20 protein-coding genes and 1 riboswitch are annotated in these 22,224 nt (G+C 73.6%); of the genes, 13 read left to right on the plus strand and 7 right to left on the minus strand.

Annotated features, from left to right (window positions below; translation table 11 throughout):
• Positions 1–316: 316 nt before the first annotated feature.
• The gene (locus ACZ4M3_RS11385) at positions 317–1,456 is read left to right on the plus strand and encodes an FAD-dependent oxidoreductase (protein ID WP_467731356.1); all 1,140 of its coding nucleotides are present in this window, start codon (positions 317–319) and stop codon (positions 1,454–1,456) included.
• A 16-nt stretch (positions 1,457–1,472) separates the two neighbouring features.
• Here ACZ4M3_RS11385 and ACZ4M3_RS11390 read toward each other — a convergent pair whose 3' ends face one another.
• Together ACZ4M3_RS11390 and ACZ4M3_RS11395 are read right to left on the minus strand one after the other, a co-directional pair.
• Entirely contained in the window at positions 1,473–1,706 is a 234-nt protein-coding gene (locus ACZ4M3_RS11390; protein ID WP_467731357.1) for a ferredoxin, read from the minus strand.
• Positions 1,706–3,178: an aldehyde dehydrogenase gene (locus ACZ4M3_RS11395; protein WP_467731358.1), complete on the minus strand. Its 1,473-nt coding sequence runs from the start codon at positions 3,176–3,178 to the stop codon at positions 1,706–1,708. The genes ACZ4M3_RS11390 and ACZ4M3_RS11395 overlap by 1 nt, the downstream gene beginning before the upstream one ends.
• A 181-nt stretch (positions 3,179–3,359) precedes the next feature.
• Here ACZ4M3_RS11395 and ACZ4M3_RS11400 point away from each other — a divergent pair, with 181 nt between their 5' ends.
• The 7 genes from ACZ4M3_RS11400 to ACZ4M3_RS11430 all read left to right on the plus strand — a co-directional run bounded on the left by ACZ4M3_RS11400 (position 3,360) and on the right by ACZ4M3_RS11430 (position 11,265).
• Positions 3,360–4,412: an MBL fold metallo-hydrolase gene (locus ACZ4M3_RS11400; RefSeq protein WP_467731359.1), complete on the plus strand. Its 1,053-nt coding sequence runs from the start codon at positions 3,360–3,362 to the stop codon at positions 4,410–4,412.
• Positions 4,413–4,514: 102 nt separating this feature from the next.
• Positions 4,515–4,594, plus strand: a riboswitch (cobalamin riboswitch).
• A 128-nt stretch (positions 4,595–4,722) separates the two neighbouring features.
• Complete coding sequence (locus ACZ4M3_RS11405) at positions 4,723–5,964, plus strand: prenyltransferase/squalene oxidase repeat-containing protein (protein WP_467731360.1); 1,242 nt, start codon at positions 4,723–4,725, stop codon at positions 5,962–5,964.
• Complete coding sequence (locus tag ACZ4M3_RS11410) at positions 5,964–6,620, plus strand: SCO2322 family protein (protein WP_467731361.1); 657 nt, start codon at positions 5,964–5,966, stop codon at positions 6,618–6,620. Before ACZ4M3_RS11405 ends, ACZ4M3_RS11410 begins: the two co-directional genes overlap by 1 nt.
• A 119-nt stretch (positions 6,621–6,739) precedes the next feature.
• Positions 6,740–7,864 (plus strand): energy-coupling factor transporter transmembrane protein EcfT, encoded by a 1,125-nt coding sequence (locus ACZ4M3_RS11415; protein WP_467731362.1) that lies wholly within the window; start codon positions 6,740–6,742, stop codon positions 7,862–7,864.
• Positions 7,861–9,669 (plus strand): ABC transporter ATP-binding protein, encoded by a 1,809-nt coding sequence (locus ACZ4M3_RS11420; protein ID WP_467731364.1) that lies wholly within the window; start codon positions 7,861–7,863, stop codon positions 9,667–9,669. Before ACZ4M3_RS11415 ends, ACZ4M3_RS11420 begins: the two co-directional genes overlap by 4 nt.
• Positions 9,666–10,472: an ECF transporter S component gene (locus tag ACZ4M3_RS11425; protein WP_467731366.1), complete on the plus strand. Its 807-nt coding sequence runs from the start codon at positions 9,666–9,668 to the stop codon at positions 10,470–10,472. The genes ACZ4M3_RS11420 and ACZ4M3_RS11425 overlap by 4 nt, the downstream gene beginning before the upstream one ends.
• Positions 10,473–10,860: 388 nt before the next feature.
• Positions 10,861–11,265, plus strand: coding sequence for an aggregation-promoting factor C-terminal-like domain-containing protein (locus tag ACZ4M3_RS11430; protein WP_467731367.1), 405 nt, complete (start codon positions 10,861–10,863; stop codon positions 11,263–11,265).
• Between the two features lie 154 nt (positions 11,266–11,419).
• On the opposite strand, the gene ACZ4M3_RS11435 is transcribed toward ACZ4M3_RS11430, so the two are convergent.
• On the minus strand, positions 11,420–12,589 hold the full coding sequence (locus tag ACZ4M3_RS11435; protein ID WP_467731369.1) for a steroid 3-ketoacyl-CoA thiolase: 1,170 nt from the start codon (positions 12,587–12,589) through the stop codon (positions 11,420–11,422).
• 241 nt (positions 12,590–12,830) lie between these two features.
• On the opposite strand from ACZ4M3_RS11435, the gene ACZ4M3_RS11440 reads away from it, so the two are divergent.
• Positions 12,831–14,081, plus strand: coding sequence for a cytochrome P450 (locus ACZ4M3_RS11440; RefSeq protein ID WP_467731371.1), 1,251 nt, complete (start codon positions 12,831–12,833; stop codon positions 14,079–14,081).
• Positions 14,082–14,534: 453 nt separating this feature from the next.
• Entirely contained in the window at positions 14,535–14,825 is a 291-nt protein-coding gene (locus tag ACZ4M3_RS11445) for a DUF6193 family natural product biosynthesis protein (RefSeq protein WP_467731373.1), read from the plus strand.
• Between the two features lie 41 nt (positions 14,826–14,866).
• On the opposite strand, the gene ACZ4M3_RS11450 is transcribed toward ACZ4M3_RS11445, so the two are convergent.
• Positions 14,867–16,909 carry a bifunctional glycosyltransferase 87/phosphatase PAP2 family protein gene (locus ACZ4M3_RS11450; protein ID WP_467731375.1) on the minus strand — a complete coding sequence of 681 codons (2,043 nt, stop codon included), beginning with the start codon at positions 16,907–16,909 and terminating at the stop codon, positions 14,867–14,869.
• 121 nt (positions 16,910–17,030) lie between these two features.
• Here ACZ4M3_RS11450 and ACZ4M3_RS11455 point away from each other — a divergent pair, with 121 nt between their 5' ends.
• Positions 17,031–17,366, plus strand: a complete 336-nt coding sequence (locus ACZ4M3_RS11455; RefSeq protein WP_467731377.1) for an antibiotic biosynthesis monooxygenase family protein — start codon at positions 17,031–17,033, stop codon at positions 17,364–17,366.
• 66 nt (positions 17,367–17,432) lie between these two features.
• Here ACZ4M3_RS11455 and ACZ4M3_RS11460 read toward each other — a convergent pair whose 3' ends face one another.
• Positions 17,433–17,828 (minus strand): nuclear transport factor 2 family protein, encoded by a 396-nt coding sequence (locus tag ACZ4M3_RS11460; protein WP_467731379.1) that lies wholly within the window; start codon positions 17,826–17,828, stop codon positions 17,433–17,435.
• Between the two features lie 106 nt (positions 17,829–17,934).
• On the opposite strand from ACZ4M3_RS11460, the gene ACZ4M3_RS11465 reads away from it, so the two are divergent.
• Positions 17,935–18,447: a GNAT family N-acetyltransferase gene (locus tag ACZ4M3_RS11465; protein ID WP_467731381.1), complete on the plus strand. Its 513-nt coding sequence runs from the start codon at positions 17,935–17,937 to the stop codon at positions 18,445–18,447.
• Between the two features lie 63 nt (positions 18,448–18,510).
• On the opposite strand, the gene ACZ4M3_RS11470 is transcribed toward ACZ4M3_RS11465, so the two are convergent.
• Complete coding sequence (locus ACZ4M3_RS11470) at positions 18,511–20,562, minus strand: MDR family MFS transporter (RefSeq protein WP_467731383.1); 2,052 nt, start codon at positions 20,560–20,562, stop codon at positions 18,511–18,513.
• A gap of 203 nt (positions 20,563–20,765) precedes the next feature.
• Between ACZ4M3_RS11470 and ACZ4M3_RS11475 the strand changes: the two genes are divergently transcribed.
• Positions 20,766–21,788: a peptidoglycan-binding domain-containing protein gene (locus tag ACZ4M3_RS11475; protein WP_467731385.1), complete on the plus strand. Its 1,023-nt coding sequence runs from the start codon at positions 20,766–20,768 to the stop codon at positions 21,786–21,788.
• A 34-nt stretch (positions 21,789–21,822) separates the two neighbouring features.
• Here ACZ4M3_RS11475 and ACZ4M3_RS11480 read toward each other — a convergent pair whose 3' ends face one another.
• A complete protein-coding gene (locus tag ACZ4M3_RS11480) occupies positions 21,823–22,164 on the minus strand; it encodes a DUF5713 family protein (RefSeq protein ID WP_467731387.1) in 342 nt (113 codons plus the stop codon).
• Between the last annotated feature and the right edge of the window lie 60 nt (positions 22,165–22,224).

Raw genomic sequence — 22,224 nt, forward strand, 5'->3', positions numbered from 1 at the left:
AGCGACGCGACGACGAGGAACGAGGAGGAGCGCCCTTGAGGGGCCGGGCCGCCCCGGAGAGACGATGGGACTGACGGGAAACCCCCATACCCTCCGCGACCCGGCCCGGCTCGTATCCCGCCCCCCGAAGCCCCCGCCCCACAGGGCACGCCCCCTCCCATACGTGCCGCTCGTCGGTGCCGTCGGTGCCGTCGGTGCCGTCGGTGACCTGTCGGCGCCCTATCGGCAGCCTGTCGGCCCCCTGTCGGCCGCCCCTGGCACCTTTCCGGAGACGGCCGCCGGAGATCGCCGGCGGCCCCGACCCGGAGGAGCCACGATGCACGACCCCGTCACGATCATCGGCGCCGGACTCGGCGGCCTCACGCTCGCCCGCGTCCTGCACGTCCACGGAATACCGGCCACGGTCTACGAGGCCGAGGCCTCCCCGACGGCGCGCACGCAGGGCGGGATGCTCGACATCCACGACTACAACGGGCAGCTCGCCCTCCAGGCAGCCGGTCTGATGGACGAGTTCCACGCCATCGTCCTGGAGGGCCGCCAGGCCATGCGGGTCCTCGACCCGGACGGGACCGTCCTGCACGAGATCGCCGACGACGGCACGGGCGGACGCCCCGAGGTACTGCGCGGCGAGCTGCGGCGGATCCTGCTCGACTCCCTCCCGGCCGACACCGTCCAGTGGGGGCGCAAGGTCGAGATCACCCGCCCCCTCGGCGCGGGTCGCCACGAGGTGACGTTCGCCGACGGCAGCACCGTCGTCACCCGGCTGCTGGTCGGCGCGGACGGCGCGTGGTCGCGGGTGCGGCCGCTGCTCTCCGCCGCCACACCCGAGTACATAGGGAAGTCGGCCGTCGAGACCTACCTGTTCGACGCCGACACCCGGCATCCGGCCGCCGCGAAAGCGGTCGGCGGCGGGTCGCTGATCGCGCACGCGCCGGGCAGGGAGATCTTCGCCCACCGGGAAAAGGACGACACCCTGCACGCTTACCTGGGGCTGTCCGAGCCGCAGGACTGGTTCGCCGCGGTCGACTTCACCGACGCGGCCGCGGCCACCGCCCGGATCGCCCGGGAGTTCGACGGCTGGGCGCCGGAGCTCACCGCGCTGATCACGGACAGCGACACCGCGCCGGTCCTGCGTCCCCTCTACGCCCTGCCGGCCGAACACCGGTGGGACCGGGTGCCGGGGGTGACCCTGCTCGGTGATGCCGCCCACCTCGCGGCGCCGAACGGCGAAGGCGCCAACCTGGCCATGCTCGACGGCGCCGAACTCGGCCAGGCCCTCGCCGCGTACCCCGACGACGTCGAGGCGGCGCTCACCGCGTACGAACGGGCCCTGTTCGCCCGCGGCGCCGAGCCCGTCACCTTCGGGGGCGCCGAAGCGCACGGGGCCGACTCCGAGGAGGACACCGCCCCCGCGCTGCTCAAGGCACTCACCGGGCAGGGGCAGCAGGCCCCTTGAACCAGCCCGGCGGTTCCTAGTCCTCCGGCGGGAAGACCGCTTCGCCCGTGGTGAGGAGGGTGATCGTGATGGCTTCCACCGGGCAGCCCTCGGCCGCCGTCAGGACCGGCTCGTTGGCGTCCGCCTCCGCCTCGCGGGGGTGGGACTGGCGGGCCGAGTCGAGGGTGAAGCCCGCCGGGGCGTGGTTCACGCACATGCCCGAGCCGATGCAGACCCCGCGGTCGACCTCGATCCGCCAGCGGTCGCCCATCACGCACCGGCCCCGGGGGCCCGGTACCCGGCCGGCAGGTGGATCATCTTGTGCTCCAGGTACTCGCTCAGCCCCTCGGGGCCGAACTCGCGCCCCACGCCGCTGTTCTTGTAGCCGCCGAACGGCCCCAGCATGTCCAGGCTGAAGGTGTTCACGTTGAAGGTGCCGGTGCGCACGCCGCGGGCGAAGTCGAGGCCGTGTTCCACGTCGGCGGTCCAGACGCTGCCGCTGAGGCCGAACTCCGAGTCGTTGGCGACGCGTACCGCCTCGGCCTCGTCCCCGTACGGGATCAGGCAGACCACGGGTCCGAAGATCTCTTCCTGGGCGATCCGCATCGAGTTGTCGACGTCGCCGAAGAGGGTGGGTTCGACGTACCAGCCCCGCTCCAGGGCCGCCGGGCGGCCGCCGCCGGTGAGGATCTTGGCGCCTTCCTCCTGCCCGATGCGGATGTAGTCCAGCGAGCGCCGCTGCTGCCGCTCGGCCACCAGCGGCCCGAGCTGCGTCGCCGGGTCGAGCGGGTCTCCCACGACCAGCGCCCCGGCGGCGGCGGCGAGGGCCTCGGCGATCTCCCCGTAGCGGCTGCGCGGCGCCAGGACCCGGGTCTGGGCCACGCACGCCTGCCCGTTGTTCATCCAGGCGGCCGGGACGATCCCGGCGATGGTGGTCTCCAGGTCGGCGTCGGGGAGGATCACGGCGGCGGACTTGCCGCCGAGTTCGAGGGTGACCCGGGTCAGGTTGCGCGCGGCGACCTCCATGACGCGCTTGCCGGCCGCCACCGATCCGGTGAAGGCGACCTTGTCGATGCCGGGGTGGCCGACCAGGTACTCGCTGACCTCCCGGTCGGCGGGCAGGATCGACAGCACTCCCTCCGGCAGGCCGGCCTCCCGCGCGATGTCGGCCAGGATGTAGGAGTCGAGCGGTGACTCCGGCGAGGGCTTGAGGATCACCGCCGACCCGGTGAGCAGCGCGGGCGCGAGCTTGGCCGCGGCGACGAACTGCGGGACGTTCCACGGGATGACGGCGGCGACGACGCCGACCGGTTCGCGCCGTACCAGGATGGGTCCGAGCGCGCCCTGGCGGTGTTCCTCGTACGGGTAGTCGCGGGCGACCGTGATCGCGGCGTCGTAGACCATCATCGGGCCGAGCGCCTGGGCGAGGACGCTCCAGGAGTACGGGGAACCGTTCTGGGAGCTGATCGAGCGGGCGATCTCCTCGTGCCGGACGGCGATGGCGTCCTTGATCCGGGAGACGACGGCGATCCGCTCCTCCAGGGTCATCCGGGGCCAGGGCCCTTCGTCGAAGGCCTTGCGGGCGGCGGCGACGGCGCGGTCCACGTCGGCCGCCGAGGCGTGCGGGACGCTGCCGATGACCTGCTCGGTGTGGGGCGAGACGACGGAGATGGTGGCGTCGCCCAGCGGATCCGTCCACTGCCCGCCGATGAACAGCTGTCCGTGTTCCACGAGCTCGGTCATGGCAAGGCCTCCTGCGGCTACCAGCGGGCTGGGCGTCGGAGAACTGATACCAGTTCTAGTTCCAGGAGTCCACGGCGCGGACGCGACCGACGGGACGGAGATCCGACGACTAGTCAGAACCCCTTCCCCAATGGTGGACTGGGGCGACCAATGCAACACGTTCTCGTTCCAGGGAGCCCGCATGACACCCCTCGCCCCACCTCAGGTCACCGACCACGGCGGAGGCGTGTGGAGCATCAAGGTCCCCATCCCCGACAACCCGCTCGGGCACACCCTCGTCCACGTCCTCGACACCGGCCGCGGACCCGTCCTGATCGACACGGGCTGGGACGACCCCCAGTCCTGGGACACCCTCGTGGCCGGGCTCGCCGCGCTCGGCATCGCCGCCGCCGACGTCCACGGCGTGGTGATCACCCACCACCACCCCGACCACCACGGCCTGTCGGGGCGGGTCCGGGAGGTGTCGGGCGCCTGGATCGCCATGCACGCCGCCGACACCGAGGTCGTCGTACGGACCCGCTCCGCCGAACCCGGCGTCTGGTTCGACTACATGAGCGGGAAGCTGGCCACCGCCGGGGCCCCCGAGGAGCACATCGCCCCGCTGCGGGCGGCCCGGGCGGGCGGCCGGCTGCGCACCCTGCCCGGGCTGCGGGCCGCCGTCCCCGACCGGGAGATCGTCCCCGGCGAGCTGCTGCCCCTCGCCGGGCGCGCGCTGCGCGCGATCTGGACCCCGGGCCACACCCCCGGGCACGTCTGCCTCCACCTGGAGGAGGCCCACCCGGGCGACCTCCCCGGCAACGGCCGCCTCTTCTCCGGCGACCACCTACTGCCCGGGATCTCCCCGCACATCGGGCTCTACGAGGACCCGCAGGACGAGCGGGTCACCGACCCCCTCGGGGACTACCTCGCCTCCCTCGAACGCGTCGGCCGCCTGCGCCCCGCCGAGGTGCTGCCCGCCCACCAGCACCCCTTCACCGACGCCCCGGCCCGGGTGCGGGAGCTGCTGGCCCACCACGAGGAGCGGCTGGCGGGGCTGTGGGAGCTGCTCGCGGAGCCCCTGACGCCGTGGGGGCTGGCCGAGCGGATGCAGTGGAACCGGCCCTGGGAGCAGATCCCGTACGGGTCCCGGAACATCGCCGTCTCGGAGGCGGAGGCCCACCTGCGGCGGCTGGTGAAACAGGGCCGGGCGGAAGCGGTCCCGGGCACGGACCCGGTCACGTACCGGGCGGTGTGACGTACCGGCGCGGCCGGGTGTAAGGGGCGCTCCTGGCCGTCGCCCCCCGCCCGGGCCGGCCCGGGCCGGTACAGTAAGGCCGTCGTCCACACTCCGTACGGGGGGAAGCCGGTGCGAATCCGGCGCTGACCCGCAACCGTGACCCGCATCCCGGCGCCGCCGGGGCGGGGAGCCGGGATGCCCCGTCGGGAGTGCGCGGCTCGTGCCGCCGGGCCCCGGCGGCCGGCACCGTCGAGGTATACGGAGCCGGAGCCCGGTACCCGCGTGTGCCTGCCTCCGCTCCCCCAGCACGAGAGGCACCCGCCCCGCCATGAACGTCCGCCGCAGCGCCGCCGCGCTCGCCGCCTCCGCCGTGCTCTGCGTGGGCGCCGCCCCCGCGGCCCTCGCCGCCCCCGCCCCCTCCCCGGCACCGGTCATCCCCTCCGGCCTGTTCGGCCAGGCCGACCCCACCTACGACGGCGTCTGGCGCCAGTCGTTCGCGCTGCTCGCCCAGCACACGGTCGGCTTGCGGCCCGCCCCGCAGGCCGTCGACTGGCTCACCGGGCAGCAGTGCGCCGACGGCGGCTTCTCCTCCTTCCGCGCGGACGCGACGAAGGCCTGCGACCCGGCGGCGCCGCTCGACACGAACGCCACCGCGGTGGCCGTGCAGGCCCTCAAGGCGCTCGGCGGCCACGACGCGGCCGTCAAGAAGGCCGTGGACTGGCTGAAGTCCGTCCAGAACGAGGACGGCGGCTGGGCGTACGTTCCGGGCTCCCCGAGCGAGGCGAGCTCCACCTCCGTCGTCATCAGCGCGCTCGCCGCGGCGGGCGAGAAGCCGGCCGACGTGAAGTCGAAGGCGGGCAAGTCCGCGTACGACGGCCTCCTTTCCTTCCAGCTGGGCTGCGCCGCCGAACCGGCCTCCGACCGGGGCGCCTTCGGGTACCAGCCGGCCGACGGCAAGCTCCCCGCCAACGCCGACGCGACGGCCGCCGCGACCCTGGCCGGCCTCGGCAAGGGCGCGGTCGTCGCCCCGGCAGCCGGCGACACCCCGGCGGCCGCGCTGGCCTGCCCGGCGGGCGCCGCCGACCCGGCGGCCGCCGCCCAGGGCGCGGCCGGCTACCTGGCCGAGGCCCTCAAGAAGGACGGCCACCTCACCGCGGCCACCCCGGGCGCCGACCAGCCGACCCCCGACACGGGCAACACCGCCGACGCCGTCATCGCCCTCGCCGCAGCCGGCCACAAGCAGTCGGCGGCGGGCGCGCTGGAGTGGCTCAAGGCCAACGCGGCGCAGTGGGCCAAGGGCAACCCGGCGGCCCTGGGCACCCTGATCCTCACCGCGCACGCGACGGGCACCGACCCGCGCGCCTTCGGCGGCACCGACCTGGTCGCGGCACTGAACGGGACGGGCCCGGCCCCGCAGACCCCGGCGACGGGCGCCATGGCCAAGGCCGAGGACAAGAAGGACGACGGCCCCGGCAACGGCAGCCTCGGCTGGATCATCGGCGCCGGCGCCGCGGCCGGCGTCGGCATCGGCTTCCTGCTGAGCGGCCGCCGCAAGAAGAACCAGGCCTGATGCGCAGGCTGCCCGCTTCCGCCGTCGCGCTCGGCGTCCTGTTCACCCTGCTCGCGGCGGCCCCGGCGCTGGCGTCGAGCTACCGCTACTGGTCGTTCTGGGACGGCGGCGCCAAGGGCCCCTGGACGTACGCGACCCAGGGCACGTCGGCCCGCCCGGCGGACGGCACCGTGCAGGGCTTCCGCTTCGCGGTGAGCAAGGACGCCGGGGACGAGGCGTCCCGGCCGCGTACGGAGCCCGATTTCGCGGCGCTCTGCGCGTCCACCCCGGCGGTGGCCGGCAAGAAGCGGGTGGCCCTGGTCATCGACTTCGGTCTGCCCGGCGACTCTCCTTCCGGTGAGGCCCCGCCGCAGGCCGGGCCGCGCACCGCCTGCGCGCAGGTGGCGCCGGAAGCCACCACCGCCGAGGCGCTGGCCTCGGTGGCGAAGCCGCTGCGCTACAACAGCGCGGCGCTGCTGTGCGCGATCTCCGGCTACCCGGGGCAGGGGTGCGGCGAGCCGCTCGCCGAGGGCGCGCAGGACGCGCCGAAGACCGCCACCGCCGGCAACGGCCGCGACGGCGACGGCGGGCCGTCGGCGGGCCTGCTCGCGGGCATCGCGGCGGTAGCCGCCCTCGCGGGCGCCGCCGTCTGGCAGTCCCGCCGCCGCTCGCGATGAACCGCCTCCCGCGCCCGCGCCCGGAAACCACCCACGGCGCCGCGACCACGCACGGCCCCGTACCCGGGCACGGGGCCCCGGCGCGGGGCGGTCCGGTCGCGGCCGGTGGGCGCCCGCGCGTGCCGACGTACGAAAAGAAGGGCCTTCGCGGCGCCCCCGAGGCGCGTCGCGGCAACGCCCTGCACGCGGGGGCCTGGTGGGTGTGGGCGCTCGGGCTCGCCACCGCCGCCTCGCGGACCACCAACCCGCTCCTGCTCGGGCTGATCGTGGCCGTAGCGGGTTACGTCGTCGCCGCCCGCCGTACCGCCGCGCCCTGGGCGCGCTCCTACGGCGCGTTCCTGCGGCTCGGCCTGGTCGTCATCGGCCTGCGCCTGCTCTTCTCCACCCTCCTCGGCTCGCCCGTCCCCGGCGCGCACACCCTCCTCACCCTCCCCGAACTGGCCCTGCCCGCCTGGGCGCAGGGCATCCGCCTCGGCGGCCGGGTCACCGCCGAGCAGTTGGTCTTCGCCTTCTACGACGGCGCGAAGCTGGCCGCCCTGCTGGTGTGCGTCGGCGCCGCGAACGCGCTCGCGAACCCGGCCCGGCTGCTCAAGTCGCTGCCCGCCGCCCTGTACGAGGCGGGGGTGGCCGTGGTCGTGGCGATGACCTTCGCGCCGAACATGGTGGCCGACGTGGCCCGGCTGCGCACCGCCCGGCGACTGCGCGGGCGCCCCACCGGCGGGGTGAAGGCCGTGCTCCAGATCGGCCTGCCGGTGCTGGAGGGCGCCCTGGAGCGGTCGGTGGCGGTGGCCGCCTCGATGGACGCCCGCGGCTACGGGCGCACCGCGCAGGTTCCGCCCGCCGTGCGCCGCACCACCAACGCCCTCACCCTGGGCGGGCTGCTCGGCATGTGCGCCGGTACGTACGGGCTGCTCGCGGCGGAGGGCGCCGTGTTCGGCCTGCCCGTCCTCCTCATCGGCCTCGCCCTGGCCCTGGCCGGGCTGCGCCTGGGCGGGCGGCGCAGCGTCCGCACCCGGTACCGGCCCGACCGGTGGGGCGGCCGGGCCTGGCTGGTCGCCGGTTCGGGTGCGGCGGTGGCGGCCCTGCTGGGCTACGCCGGGGCGCTGGACCCGCAGGCCCTGCGGCCGGGGGTGGTGCCGCTGGTCGCCCCGGCGCTGCCGCTGTGGCCCGCGGCGGCGATCCTGATCGGCCTGCTCCCCGCCCTCGTGGCACCCGTACCGCCGAAGGAGGCGTCGTCGCTGTGATCCGGTTCGAGCAGGTGTCGGTCACCTACGAGGGCGCCTCGGCCCCTGCCCTGCGGGACGCGGACTTCACCGTGCCGGAGGGGGAGCTGACGTTGCTGGTCGGCCCGTCGGGGGTCGGCAAGTCGACCCTGCTGGGGGCCGTCTCCGGGCTGGTCCCGCACTTCACCGGCGGCCGGCTGCGGGGCCGGGTCACCGTCGCGGGCCGGGACACGCGCACGCACCGGCCGCGGGAGCTCGCGGACGTGGTGGGCACGGTCGGGCAGGACCCGTCGGCCCACTTCGTGACGGACGTGGTGGAGGACGAACTGGCCTACGGGATGGAGTCCCTTGGGCTGCCACCTGCGGTGATGCGGCGCCGGGTGGAGGAGACCCTGGACCTGCTGGGCCTGAACGAACTCCGCGACCGCCCGCTGGCGACGCTGTCCGGCGGCCAGCGGCAGCGGGTGGCGATCGGCTCGGTGCTGACCCCGCACCCGCGCGTGCTGGTGCTGGACGAGCCGACGTCGGCACTGGACCCGGGGGCGGCGGAGGAGGTGCTGGCGGTCCTGCAACGCCTGGTGCACGACCTCGGCACCACCGTGCTGATGGCGGAGCACCGGCTGGAGCGGGTGGTGCAGTACGCCGACCGCGTACTGCTGCTGGCCGCCCCGGGCGCGGCCCCCGTGCTGGGCAGCCCGGCCGAGATCATGGCGGTCTCCCCGGTCCACCCCCCGGTCGTCTCCCTCGGCCGCCTGGCCGACTGGTCCCCCCTCCCCCTCTCCATCCGCGACGCCCGCCGCCTCTCACCCCCTTTGAAGGGCCGCCTCGGCGCGGTCCCACCGCCCCACCCAGCCGCACCGGCCCGGCCGGCAATTCCAGCCCCGCCGGCGTTTGAGGCGCGGGGCGCGGGGCGGAGCCCCGAAAACCCGGCGCAGCCGGGGCCGCGCAGCGCAACGGCGCCGCGCACTTCCCGCTGGGCCCGGCTCCGCCGCAAGCCCGCCGCCGCCCCGGCCCCGGCCCCGGGCCCGGCCCCGAACGCCACCACGACCCCCGCGGAGCAACCGGCTCGCACCACCGACCTCACCCTCCGCCGCGCCCGCGCCGAAATCCTCCACGGCATCACCCTCACCGTCGCCCCCGGCGAAACCATCGCCCTCATGGGCCGCAACGGCGCCGGCAAGTCCACCCTCCTCGCCGCCCTCGCCGGCACCCTCGCCCCCACCACCGGCGAGGTGCTCGTCGGCGGCCGCACCCCCCACCGCACGCCGCCCCGGGAGATGGTCCGCCGCGTCGCGCTCGTCCCCCAGGACCCCCGTGACCTCCTGTACGCCGACACCGTCGCCGCCGAGTGCACCGCCGCCGACGCCGACGCCGGCGCCACCCCCGGCACCTGCCGCGCCCTGGTCACCTCGCTCCTCCCCGGCGTCCCCGACGACACCCACCCCCGCGACCTGTCCGAGGGCCAGCGCCTGGCCCTCGCCCTCGCCCTGGTCCTGACCGGCGAACCGGCCCTGCTGCTGCTGGACGAGCCGACCCGCGGCCTCGACTACGCCGCCAAGGGCCGCCTGATCGAGATCCTGCGCGCCCTCGCCGCCGACGGCCGCGCCATCATCCTGGCCACCCACGACGTGGAGCTGGCCGCCGAGCTGGCCCACCGCGTGCTGATCCTGGCGGGCGGGGAGATCGTCGCGGACGGCCCGACCGCCGAGGTGGTCGTCTCCTCCCCCGCCTTCGCCCCGCAGGTGGCCAAGGTCCTGGCCCCGGGCCACTGGCTCACGGTCTCCCAGGTCGCCGCCGCCCTGTCCCGGGAGGGCCGCCCCGTATGACCCCGGCCCGCCCCCTGCGCGTCGGCCCCCGCGCCGCCGCCGCGCTGGTCCTCGTCACCCTCATCGGCATCGCCGCCTTCGGCTGGCCGCTGCTCGCCGACGCCGGCTCGGGCCTGTCCCATGCGCAGGACGCCCCCTGGCTCTTCGCGGCGCTCCTGCCGCTCCTCGTGGCGGTGGTCGTCGCCACGATCGCCGACCAGGGCATGGACTCCAAGGCCGTGGCGATGCTGGGCGTGCTCGCCGCGGTGGGGGCCGCGCTGCGGCCGCTGGGCGCCGGTACGGCCGGCCTGGAACCCATGTTCTTCCTGATGGTGCTCAGCGGCCGTGTCCTGGGTCCCGGTTTCGGTTTCGTCCTCGGCTCCGTGACGATGTTCGCGTCCGCGCTGCTCACGGGGGGTGTGGGGCCGTGGATGCCGTTCCAGATGCTGGCGCTGGGCTGGTTCTCGCTGGGTGCCGGGCTGCTGCCGGGGCCGGACCGGATCCGGGGGCGGGCCGAGCTGTGGATGCTCGCCGCGTACGGGTTCTTGGGGTCGTTCGCGTACGGCACGGTGATGAACCTGCAGGGCTGGGTGCTCCTCCAGGGCATGGGCCAGGGCATCTCGTTCCACCCGGGCGACCCCGTGCCCGCGAACCTGGCGCGTTTCCTCGCGTACTGCCTCGCCACCTCGGTCGGCTGGGACCTGGGCCGGGCGGTGCTGACCGTCGTACTGACCCTGGCGCTCGGCGGGACCCTGCTGAAAGCGCTCCGCCGGGCGACACGGAAAGCGGCGTTCGATGCCCCGGTTTCCTTCGATATGCGTTGAAAGTGGCCCCGGCCACACGCTATTTCGTTGTACGCTCGGTCACCCTGCGTGAGATCCGGGCCCTTCCGGGGTGAGGCGCCCCACAGGACCCACGTCACATACGGCACTCTTTAGTAGCCTCCGCGGGCCCCCTCCGGACCCCCGCAAACGCCCACTGACCTGGCCGGATCCACCTGTCGCCCACCAGGGGCCGGAGGGCGCGGACTATGAAAGTGCCTAGTAACAGGGGTCGTTGCCAGGGCCGCCCGGACCTGGCTAACTGGTTGACGTCGCCACGGCGGCAGGGGCAACCGCCCCCCGCCAGACGAACCCCTCTCCCTCGCGTGAGTGGCTCACGCATGCTCCGGCATGCCGCGACCGCCCTTGTCCCCTTCGGAAGGTTCCCTCCGTGTCCAACGCCGTCATCCGCCGCATCGCCGCCTCCAAGAAGACCCTCGCGGGCTCCGTCCTCGCCCTTGGCGTCGCCGGTTCCATGCTCGCCACGGTGCCCGCCCAGGCGGCCCCGATGGACGCCAAGTCCATCGCGCGCCAGATGATCAAGGACCCGGCGCAGTTCGCGGCCTTCAACAACATCGTTTCCCGCGAGAGCGGCTGGGACCACACCGCCACGAACTCCTCTTCGGGCGCGTACGGCCTGGTCCAGGCCCTGCCGGCCTCGAAGATGGCCTCCGCGGGCTCCGACTGGAAGACCAACCCGGCCACCCAGATCAAGTGGGGCCTGGACTACATGAACTCCCGCTACGGCAGCCCCGTGGGCGCCTGGAACTTCTGGCAGTCGCACCACTGGTACTAAGCCGCCAGTGGCAGCAGACGCCGCATGACGCACCCGGTGCGTGCGAGGGCCCCGGTGGCCGGCCTCCCCAGGCCGGCCACCGGGGCCTTCGGCTTTTTCCCATCCCACTGGGTTCAGTGGCCGCGCCCCCGCACCGGGGCCCGGCCGCGCGCCTTCACAGCCGCTGGATGATGGTGCCGGTGGCCAGCGCGCCGCCCGCGCACATCGTGATCAGCGCGAATTCCTTGTCCCGCCGCTCCAGCTCGTGCAGCGCGGTGGTGATCAGCCGGGCGCCGGTGGAGCCGACGGGGTGGCCGAGCGCGATGCCGCCGCCGTTGACGTTGACCTTCTCCAGGTCCTGCTCGAAGACCTGGGCCCAGCTGAGGACGACCGAGGCGAACGCCTCGTTGATCTCGACGAGATCAATGTCCCGCAGCGACATCCCGGCCTTGCCGAGGACGGCCCGGGTCGCGTCGATCGGGCCGTCCAGGTGGTAGTGCGGGTCCGCGCCGACCAGGGTCTGGGCGACGATCCTGGCCCGCGGCCTGAGCTTGAGGGCGCGGGCCATCTTGCGCGAGGCCCACATCACGGCGGCGGCGCCGTCGGAGATCTGCGAGGAGTTCCCGGCGGTGTGCACGGCGGTCGGCATGACCGGCTTGAGCCGGGCGAGCGCCTCCATGGAGGTGTCCCGCAGTCCCTCGTCCCGGTCGACCAGCCGCCACATCCCCTGCCCGGCCGCCTGCTCCGCCTCGGTGGTCGGCACCTGTACGGCGAAGGTCTCGCGCTTGAAGCGTTCCTCGGCCCAGGCGGCCGCGGCCCGCTCCTGGGACAGCAGGCCGAGCCGGTCGACGTCCTCGCGGGTCAGGCCCCGGCGGCGGGCGATCCGCTCGGCGGCCTCGAACTGGTTGGGGAGGTCGACGTTCCACTCGTCCGGGAAGGGCTTGCCGGGGCCGTGCTTGGAGCCGGAGCCGAGCGGCACCCGGCTCATGGCCTCGACCCCGCAGGCGATGCCGATGTCCATGACACCGCTGGCGATCATGTTGGCGACCATGTGGTTGGCCTGCTGCGAGCTGCCGCACTGGCAGTCGACGGTGGTGGCGGCCGTCTCGTACGGCAGGCCCATGGCCAGCCAGGCGTTGCGGGCCGGGTTCATCGACTGCTCGCCGGCGTGGGTGACGGTGCCGCCGACGATCTGTTCGACGCAGTCGGGCTGGATCGCGGTCCGGGCGAGCAGTTCGCGGTACGTCTCGCCGAGCAGGTAGGCGGGGTGGAGGTTGGCGAGCGAGCCCCCGCGCTTTCCGATGGGGGTGCGTACGGCTTCGACGATGACGGGTTCCGCGGCCATGAGCTCGTCCTCTCCTGCACGGTGCCGGCGCGGCGGGCCGTCCCGGCGTCCCGCCCGAACTAGTACGCGTTCTACTTCTCTGCGCAGTCTTATGACCCGGAGGCCCGGCACGCAAGGGTCTTGCACGTTGCTTACACGGATTCCACACGCAACAGTTGACGCCGCGGCCCTTGTGACTTCTAGAACTCGTTACTACCTTCGAGCCATCTTCTGATGGGCCGTCAGACCTTGGAGTCGCCCGATGTCGTGTCCCGCGCTGCCCGAAGGCTTCGACGCCACCGACCCCGACCTCCTCCACGACCGCGTCCCGCTCCCGGAGTTCGCGCGGCTGCGGCAGACGGCCCCCGTGTGGTGGTGCGCCCAGCGGCGGGGCGTGACCGGCTTTGACGACGAGGGGTACTGGGCCGTCACCCGGCACGCGGACGTCAAGTACGTCTCCACGCACCCGGAGCTCTTCTCCTCGACCCTCAACACGGCGATCATCCGCTTCAACGAGCACATCCGGCGTGATGCCATTGATGCCCAGCGCCTCATCATGCTGAACATGGACCCGCCGGAACACACGCGCGTACGCCAGATCGTGCAGCGCGGTTTCACTCCCCGGGCCATCCGCGGCCTGGAGCAGGCCCTGCGCGACCGGGCGCGGAAGATCGTGGCGGAGGCGCTGACCGCTTCCGCCGACGGCAGCTTCGACTTCGTCACCCAGGTGGCCTGTGAGCTCCCCCTCCAGGCCATCGCCGAGCTGATCGGCGTGCCGCAGGAGGACCGCTCGCGCATCTTCGACTGGTCGAACAAGATGATCGCCTACGACGACCCGGAGTACGCGATCACCGAGGAGGTCGGCGCCAACGCGGCGATGGAACTCATCGGCTACGCGATGAACCTGTCCGCCGCCCGCAAGGACTGCCCGGCCAAGGACATCGTGACGCAGCTGGTGGCCGCCGAGGGCGAGGGCAACCTGGGTTCCGACGAGTTCGGCTTCTTCGTGCTGCTGCTGGCGGTCGCGGGCAACGAGACGACGCGCAACGCCATCAGCCACGGCATGCACGCCTTCCTCACCCACCCCGAGCAGTGGGAGCTCTACAAGGCGACCCGCCCGTCGACGACGGCTGAGGAGATCGTGCGCTGGGCCACGCCGGTGGTGTCCTTCCAGCGCACCGCCACCCGGGACACCGAACTCGGCGGGCAGAAGATCAAGGCGGGTGACCGGGTGGGGCTGTTCTACTCCTCCGCCAACCACGACCCCGAGGTGTTCGAGAACCCGGACGTCTTCGACATCACCCGCGACCCCAACCCGCACCTGGGGTTCGGCGGCGGCGGACCGCACTTCTGCCTGGGCAAGTCCCTCGCCGTCATGGAGATCGACCTGATCTTCAACGCGCTCGCCGATTCCCTGCCCGACCTGCGGCTCGCCGCGGCGGGCCCGCGGCGGCTGCGCGCGGCCTGGCTCAACGGCATCAAGGAGCTCCGGGTCAGCCACGGCCGCGGCTGAGCCGCGCGGCCGGCCCGGGATCCAGGGCGGCAGGGGCCGCTCCCGCCCACGCCCCGGCCCCTCCCGTCCGCTGGTCTACCGGTTCGTGACCTGCGAAACCGTTGTCCTGGCGGCGTCGGGGCAGCACACTGCGCGGATGAACCTTCAGCAGGAAAGCGGGACCGCCGACGCGGTGCAGAGCCGCGGCGGCTGCGCGCGGCCTGGCTCAACGGCATCAAGGAGCTCCGGGTCAGCCACGGCCGCGGCTGAGCCGCGCGGCCGGCCCGGGATCCAGGGCGGCAGGGGCCGCTCCCGCCCACGCCCCGGCCCCTGCCGTCCGCTGGTCTACCGGTTCGTGACCTGCGAAACCGTTGTCCTGGCGGCGTCGGGGCAGCACACTGCGCGGATGAACCTTCAGCAGGAAAGCGGGACCGCCGACGCGGTGGAAGCCCGCTGGCAGCGCATGCCCTTGACGTGGCGGCTGGTACGGGACCGGGCCGAGTCCAAGACGCTGAGCCAGGGCGTCCTGTCGCTGCTGGCGGCCGCCTCCGCCGGCTGTACCCGTTCACCAAGCAGTGGACCCTGTGGTTCAGCTCCCGTACCAGCCCGCCGTTCAACGTCGACGTACCGGCCGTCGAGCCGCTGCCCGACGGCCGGTTCCGGGTGGGCGGCCCGCGTCCGGCGCAGGTGCTCGGCGAGACCGACACCGCCGAGGCCGCCATCGCGCTCGTGGTGGCCCATCTCCCGGCGGACGGGCGGCCGTAGCCGGTCGCGCCGCTCGCATACCCCCGCGTACGCCCGCGCGGTCAGGCGCTGGTGCGCTCCCCCGACGGGCTCGCGCTGCCCACCCGCTCCGGCGTGCGCGGGCGCGGCATCGACAGGCTGACGTCGGCCGGCGCCAGCGCGCCGCGCGGCCCGGACAGTACGTAGACCAGCCCGAACCCGGCGGCGACGACGAGGGCGCCGCCGACCGCGTCGAGCACCCAGTGGTTGGCGGTGGCGACGATCGCGCACACCGTGATCAGCGGGTGCAGCGCCCCCAGCAGCTTCTGCCAGGTCCTGGGCGCCAGCACGATGATGACGATCCCGCACCACAGCGACCAGCCGAAGTGCAGCGAGGGCATCGCCGCGTACTGGTTGGAGATGGCGGTCATCGCCCCGTACTGAGGGTGCGCCAGGTCCTGCACCCCGTGCACCGTGTCGACGAAGCCGAGGTCGGGCATCAGGCGCGGCGGTGCGAGCGGGAACAGCCAGAAGCCGACGAGCGCGAGGACGGTGGCCAGGCCCAGCGAGGCGCGCGCCCAGCGGTAGTCGCCGGGGCGGCGCCAGTACAGGACGGCCAGGATGGCCAGCGGGACCACGAAGTGGAAGGAGGTGTAGTAGAAGTTGAAGAACGCCTTCACCGGGGGCGCGTTCACGACGGCGTGGTTCACGGCGTGCTCGATGTCGATGCCGAGTGCCTTCTCCATGTGGTGGATGAGGCTGCCGTTGCGCTCGGCGAGGCTGCGGCTGGTGGGTGCGGCGGCCCGGATGTGCGAGTAGAGCGAGTACCCCACCCGTATCAGCAGCAGCTCCAGCAACAGGTTGGGGCGTGAGAGCACGCGCCGCCAGAACGGCATCAGCGGCACGCGCGACCAGCGGGCGGCCGCGGGCCGCCCGTAAGCCGTCGGGACGGGCTCGCGCCAGTACGGGGACGACCGCGGGAGGAACGGTACGGCGCAGGCCGCCGCCAGCGCCGTCAGCAGCAGCACGTTGTCGCGTACGGGGGCCAGCGCGGCCAGGTTCGGCAGCAGCACGTCCGCGGACAGGGTCATGGCCAGGACCACGGCCACCGGCCACACCGTGCGGTCGGCGGCCCGTTTGCCGACCTTGCCGGCGACCGCGAGCAGGACCCACAGCAGCTGGTGGCGCCAGCCGGCCGGGGATACGGCGACGGCCACGCAGCCGGTGATCGCCGCGGCGAGCAGCAGCTGTCCGTCGCGGGCGTAGCGGACCGCGCGGCGCAGGCCGGTCCACATGACGGCGGCGGCGAGGGCGGCGTAGAGGACGATCTCGCCGGGGCCGCTCAGGCCGAGCCGCAGTAGGGCGCCGTGCAGGGACTGGTTGGCGAGGCCGTCGGGGGCTCCGCCGAGGCCGGTGCCCGCGATGTCGTGCACCCAGTACGTCCACGAGTCGCGCGGCAGGGACGCCCAGGACAGCGCGGTGGCGCCGGCGAAGGTCACGGCGGCGGCCCTGGCCCCGGCGCGGCGGCCGGTGAGCCACAGCAGCGGCGCGAAGAGCAGCAGCCCGGGCTGCAGCGCGGCGGCGAGGCCGACGAGGAACCCGGCCGGCCGCTCGGCGGGCACCCGGAAGACGGCCAGCAGCACCAGCAGGACCGGCAGCACGGCGGTCTGCCCGGGTGAGGCGGCCTCGCGGACGGGCAGCGAGACCATCATCAGCGCGACCAGCACGGGCGCCGCCAGCAGCGCGGTGCGGCGCGGCACGGGATCGGGCAGCGCCCGAGCGGCCACGAGGCCGATCGCGGCGACGAACAGGAGGGTGACGCAGGTCCACGCCACCTCCAGCGAGGGCGCGGCGAACCCGGCGAACGGCTTGAGGACCAGCCCGGCGAAGGGCGTGCCGGTGAACTGGCCGGAGCCGCTGTCGTAGAGCGAGCCGGGGAGGCTGCCGGGGAGGTGGAAGGCGCTGAGCCATTCGCCCGGTGGGACGCGCAGCACGACGGCGGCCTGTCTGACGGCGAGCACCGCCGCCAGCGCCCACAGCAGGAGGCGGGCCGCCCCGAGCCTTCCGCCATCGCCTATGACCCCGGCATGTCCGGGTCCACCCCTGTGCTCCGCCGCGTTAGCCACGCCTCGCCGGCCTCCCGCCCTGTTGACCGCAACCTTGACTTCGCCTGGCTGCCGCGCTTCATGCACCACTTGATTACCTGGGGACGACGATATCCCGCGCGGGATCCCTAGGATGGCGGGCATGAGCATCGTGAAGATCAACGCGCTGACCGTTCCCGCCGAGCAGCGGGAGGTGCTGGAGCGGCGTTTCGCCTCGCGGGCGGGGGCCGTGGAGGGTTCGGACGGGTTCGAGTGGTTCGAGCTGCTGCGTCCGGTGGAGGGCACGGACCAGTACCTCGTGTACACGCGGTGGCGGTCCGAGGAGGACTTCCAGGCGTGGATGGAGGGGCCGATGAAGGCGGCGCACCAGGGCGGTGGCGGCGGCGCGGGCGGTGACCGGCCCAAGCCGGCGGCGTCGGGTTCGTCGGTGTGGTCGTTCGAGGTCGTGCAGCAGGCGGCACCGAAGCCGCAGGGCTGAGACGGTCGGGCGGCCGCCGGGTCCGACCCGGGCGGCCGCCAGGCCTGGCTCGGGGTGTGGGCGTGGTCAGCTCCAGAAGGTGTTCTCCTCGTCGATGTCCTGCGTGCACTGGTCCATGTCGCTGACCTTGCCGCCGACGATGGTGAAGAAGATGCCCTGGTGGATCTCGATGCCGCGGTCGGCCCGGTCGGCGCGGGTGGTGTGGAAGGCCATGGCGTGGCCGCGGCCGTCCACCAGTACGGACTGCAGCTCGACCCGCATGGTGCCGCCGGTCTCCTCGGCGAAGGCCCGGTAGAGGTCGAGGACGGCCTGACGGCCCTTGTGGTGCCCGGAGAGCGGGTTGTCGCCGGGCATGTGGTGGATGACGTCGGCGGTCAGGAGGGAGCCGAGCGTCTCCATGTCGCCCTTGTTGAAGGCCTCGTAGCCGCGGCGGACCAAGGCGGCGTCGGGGTGTTCGGACATGGCGCCCACATCCTCTGATCGAAGCGATTTACCCCTTTTCACATCATCAGGCCGTGCCTGTGGATATTCCAGCGCGGCCGCCCGGCGGCCGACCCAGAATGACGCCATGAGCAGCGAACAGATCAGCGCCACGGGCACCTGGCAGGTCGCCCCCGAACCGTTCACCACCGCCGACGCCACCGCACTGCGCCGCGCCTACTACGCCGAGGTCGCCGGCCGGTACTGGCACAGGCCCGTCACCGAGGCCGAGATCGACCAGGGCCTGTGCGACGACCCGGCCGACGGACTCGCCCCGCCGACGGGCGCGTTCCTGGTCGGCCGGTATGACGGACGGCCCCTGTCCTGCGGCGGGATACGCCTCCTGGACGCGGAGACCGCCGAGCTCACGAGGGTGTACGTCGACCCGCGCGCCCGCGGTACCGGCGGCGGGGCGGCCCTCCTCGGGGCCCTTGAGGAGGCGGCCCGGGGCCTGGGCGCCGAGCGGATCCGCCTGGACACCCGCTCCGACCTGGTGGAGGCCCGGCGCCTGTACGCGCGGCAGGGGTATGCGGAGATACCGGCCTACAACTCGGGCCCGTATGCGGAGCACTGGTTCGAGAAGCGGATATCCCGCGTGTAGCGCCTCTTCGGCAGGAACCGCGGCGGCTGCGGACTGCGGCACAGCTGACGGCGGTCGCACCGGTCAGTGGTTGGAGTGGTCGCGGCGCGCGAAGGTGTCGTAGGGCTCCTCGGCCTCGGAGCCGCAGAGTTCCTCGTTGAGCTCCTTGACCAGGTCGGCCAGGTCGGTCGGCCGGTCCGGACCCCACCAATCACCGAGCAGCTCGGCGAGGGACTCCTGCCTGGCCTGCGCCAGCCGGGCCGCAGCCTCGCGGCCCCGGTCGGTCAGGATCAGCGGCAGTCCGTCGCGGACGGCGAGCCCGCGTTCCTCGATCTGGCGGGCGGCCTCCGTGACGGTCTTGATCGGGACGGTGGTGCGTTCCGCCAGGACCGCCGGCTCCACCGATCCGTACCTGTTGATCCGCAGCAGCATCCAGCTGGCGGCGGGCAGCAGGTCGAAACCGGCCCTCTCGGTGATCTTCTCGTAGACGTGGCGGCGGCCCTCGCGGTTGCCGAGCACCGACAGCGCCCGGGCCACCTCGTCCCGTGAGGAGCGTTCGACGGGGTTGGTGGCGAGGGTTTCGCTCGCGTCGGGTGCGGTGACCGAGCCGCGCAGCTTGTCCTCCTTGAGGAACCAGGCGACGACGAAGGCGACGAGGACCACGGGCACGGCGTAGAGGAACACGTCGGTGATGGCGGAGGAGTACGCGTCGAGCACGCGCGGCCGCAGATCGGCGGGCAGCTTCGCGATCGCCCGCGGGTCGGCCTCGAGCCCGTTCACGCTCACCCCGGGCGGCAGGGGCACCCCGGTGAGGGTGGTGGAGAGCTTGCCGCCCAGCAGGCTGTTGAAGATCGTGCCGAAGATGGCCACGCCGAAGGAGGCGCCGATGGAGCGGAAGAAGGTGGCACCGGAGGTCGCGACGCCCAGGTCCTCGTAGCGGACGGCGTTCTGCACCACCAGGACCAGGACCTGCATGACCAGGCCGAGGCCGGCGCCGAAGACGAAGAAGTAGATGCTCATGACCAGGTCGGAGCTGGTGCGCTCCAACTGGTGCAGGAGCAGCAGTCCGACGGTGGTGACGGCGGTGCCCGCGATCGGGAAGACCTTCCAGCGGCCGGTGCGGCTGACGATCTGGCCGGAGGCGGTGGAGGAGATCAGCAGACCGAACACCATCGGCAGCATGTGGACACCGGACAACGTCGGTGAGACGCCCCGGACGACTTGGAGGAAGGTCGGCAGGTAGACCATCGCACCGAACATCGCGAAGCCGATGACGAAGCTGATCACCGAGCAGAGGGTGAAGGTGCGGATCTTGAACAGCCCCAGGGGCAGGACGGGTTCGGCCGCCCGCCGTTCCACGGCGATGAAGGCGACGAGCAGTACGGCGCCCAGCACGAGGAGACCGATGGTCTGGGCCGAGCCCCAGGCCCAGGTGGTGCCGCCGAGCGAGGCGACGAGCACGAGGCAGGTGGCGACGGAGGCGATGAGGAAGGTGCCGAGGTAGTCGATGGTGTGCTTCGAGGAGCGCCTCGGGATGTGCAGGGCGGCCGCGATGACCACGAGCGCGACGAGACCGATGGGGAGGTTGATGTAGAAGACCCAGCGCCAGGACAGGTGGTCCACGAACAGGCCGCCCAGCAGCGGGCCGAGGACGCTGGTGGCGCCGAAGACCGCACCGAAGAGGCCCTGGTACTTGCCGCGTTCGCGGGGCGGGACGATGTCGCCGACGATCGCCATGGACAGCACCATCAGCCCGCCGCCGCCCAGGCCCTGCAGGGCCCGGAATCCGATGAGCTGCGGCATGTTCTGGGCCAGTCCGCACAGCGCCGACCCGATGAGGAAGATGACGATGGCGCCCTGGTACAGCTTCTTGCGCCCGTACTGGTCACCGAGCTTGCCCCACAGCGGAGTGGCGGCGGTGGAGGCGAGCATGTAGGCGGTGACGACCCAGGACAGGTGCTCCATGCCGCCGAGCTCGCTGACGATGGTCGGCAGCGCGGTGGAGACGATGGTCTGGTCGAGCGCCGCCAGGAGCAGGCCGAGGAGCAGCGCGCCGATGGCGACGAGTACCTCTCGGGAGGTGTGCTCCGAGCCCGGGCGGGGGCCCACGGCCGAGGTGGTCACTTCCTGTGCCATCGGCTCCTCCGTAGGTGTCGGTGCCCTCGGGCGTCCGGGAGGGCGGCCGTCGGCCACGGCGGACGGCCTGCCCCGGGGCGGGCCCCTCGGGCGGGATCAACATTTACATCCTGAGCGGTGTGTCCGGTTATGGCCTCTCGGGAGGTTGGGCGCGCCCTGGCGGGTCTGCATAATCGCTGGCATTGGCCAGGGAGGGTTTTCCAGTGAGCGCTGAGCGCTGTCCAGATTGCGGCGCCCCGGGCGCCGGCTGCGGGTGTGCTCCGGCGGCGGGTTTCGACCCCCTGCGCATCCGTCCGTACGTCAGCCTGCCCGAAACCGGCCAGGCGGGTGATACCGGGCCGCCCCCGCAGCCGGTGCTGGGCGCACTGGCGCAGCCGGGACCATCCGGCGACGCCGACGCGACACAGTTGCTGCCCCCGGTTCTGCCGGCGCCGCCCGCGTCGGCGCAGCCCGGTGACGCCGAGGCGACACAGCTGTTGCCCCCGGTCCCGCCCGCGCCGCCGGCAGGGGAGGACACCCCGGCGTACGGAACCCCCGTAGCGCCGGCGCAGCCCTGGCCGGACCACACGGTCCCGCTCCGTGCGGTCCGCCCGGCCCCGGGCACCACGAAGACCACAGCGGGAGGGGCGGGTGGGGGCGGGGGCAGGGGCCCGGAGAAGCGGCGAAAGCTGCCCCTGCTGCTGGCCGGCGCCGCGCTCGTCGCCGTCGGCGGGGTCGCCGTGGCCTTCGGCGTGTCCGCCGGTTCCGGGTCGGGCGATGCGGCGCTGCTCGACGCGAAGCCTTCCGCGCCGGTGGTGGGCATCGCCCCGGCCGAGCCGTCGCAGAGCTCCCCCAGCGCGTCGGCCGGCCGCTCGGCTTCGGCGTCCGTATCGGCTTCGCCGTCGCCCAGCGCGTCGCGTTCGCCGTCGCCGTCCGCGTCACCGAGCGCGTCCCGTTCCTCGGCGGCGCCGTCCCGGACCCCTTCGGCCCCGCCGAGCCGCACCTCGGCGGCCCCGCCGCCTCCGCCCGCCGCCCAGGGCCCGACCCTGCGCTACGGCGATTCGGGCCCGGAAGTGAAGAAGCTCCAGCAGCTCCTGGCCGGCCAGGGCCTGTACCGCGGCAAGGCCGACGGCAAGTACGGCAAGTCCACGGAGGACGCCGTGTCGGAGTTCCAGTGGTACAACGACATCACCGCGGACCCCTGGGGCGTCTACGGCCCCGCGACCCGCAAGGCCCTGGAGGGCTAGCGTCCGGAGCGCCGGCGGAGCGTCGCCGCCGGATTCACCACTCCCGGGGGGCGACGAGCTCCTCGATGTCCGCCTCCGCGAACCCGTAGGCCGCCGCCACGAACCGGAAGTCCTCGGTGATCTCCTCGCGCGCGACGGTCTCGATCTCGCTCCCGGCCGCCTCGAAGTCGGCCTCCAGCAGGTTGAAGTCCTCCGTCGCCGCGTGGGTGAGTACGTACAGGGCCGCCAGGTCCGGCGGCCGCTCCGCCTCTATCCGCCCGCACAGCCCCACGAGGATCGCCCGGCCCTTGTCGAGGACGTGATGCGGGAAGTACGGGTCGGCGTACAGCCGCCGCAGAAAGCCGTGGCCCGCCACCTGCTGGTTCGTGATCGGCATGGCGCCATCCCATCGTCTTTTCGAGGACCGGTGGGCCGATCATGCACCGCGGGTCTGACA

Source organism: Streptomyces sp. NPDC026522 (assembly GCF_055567555.1).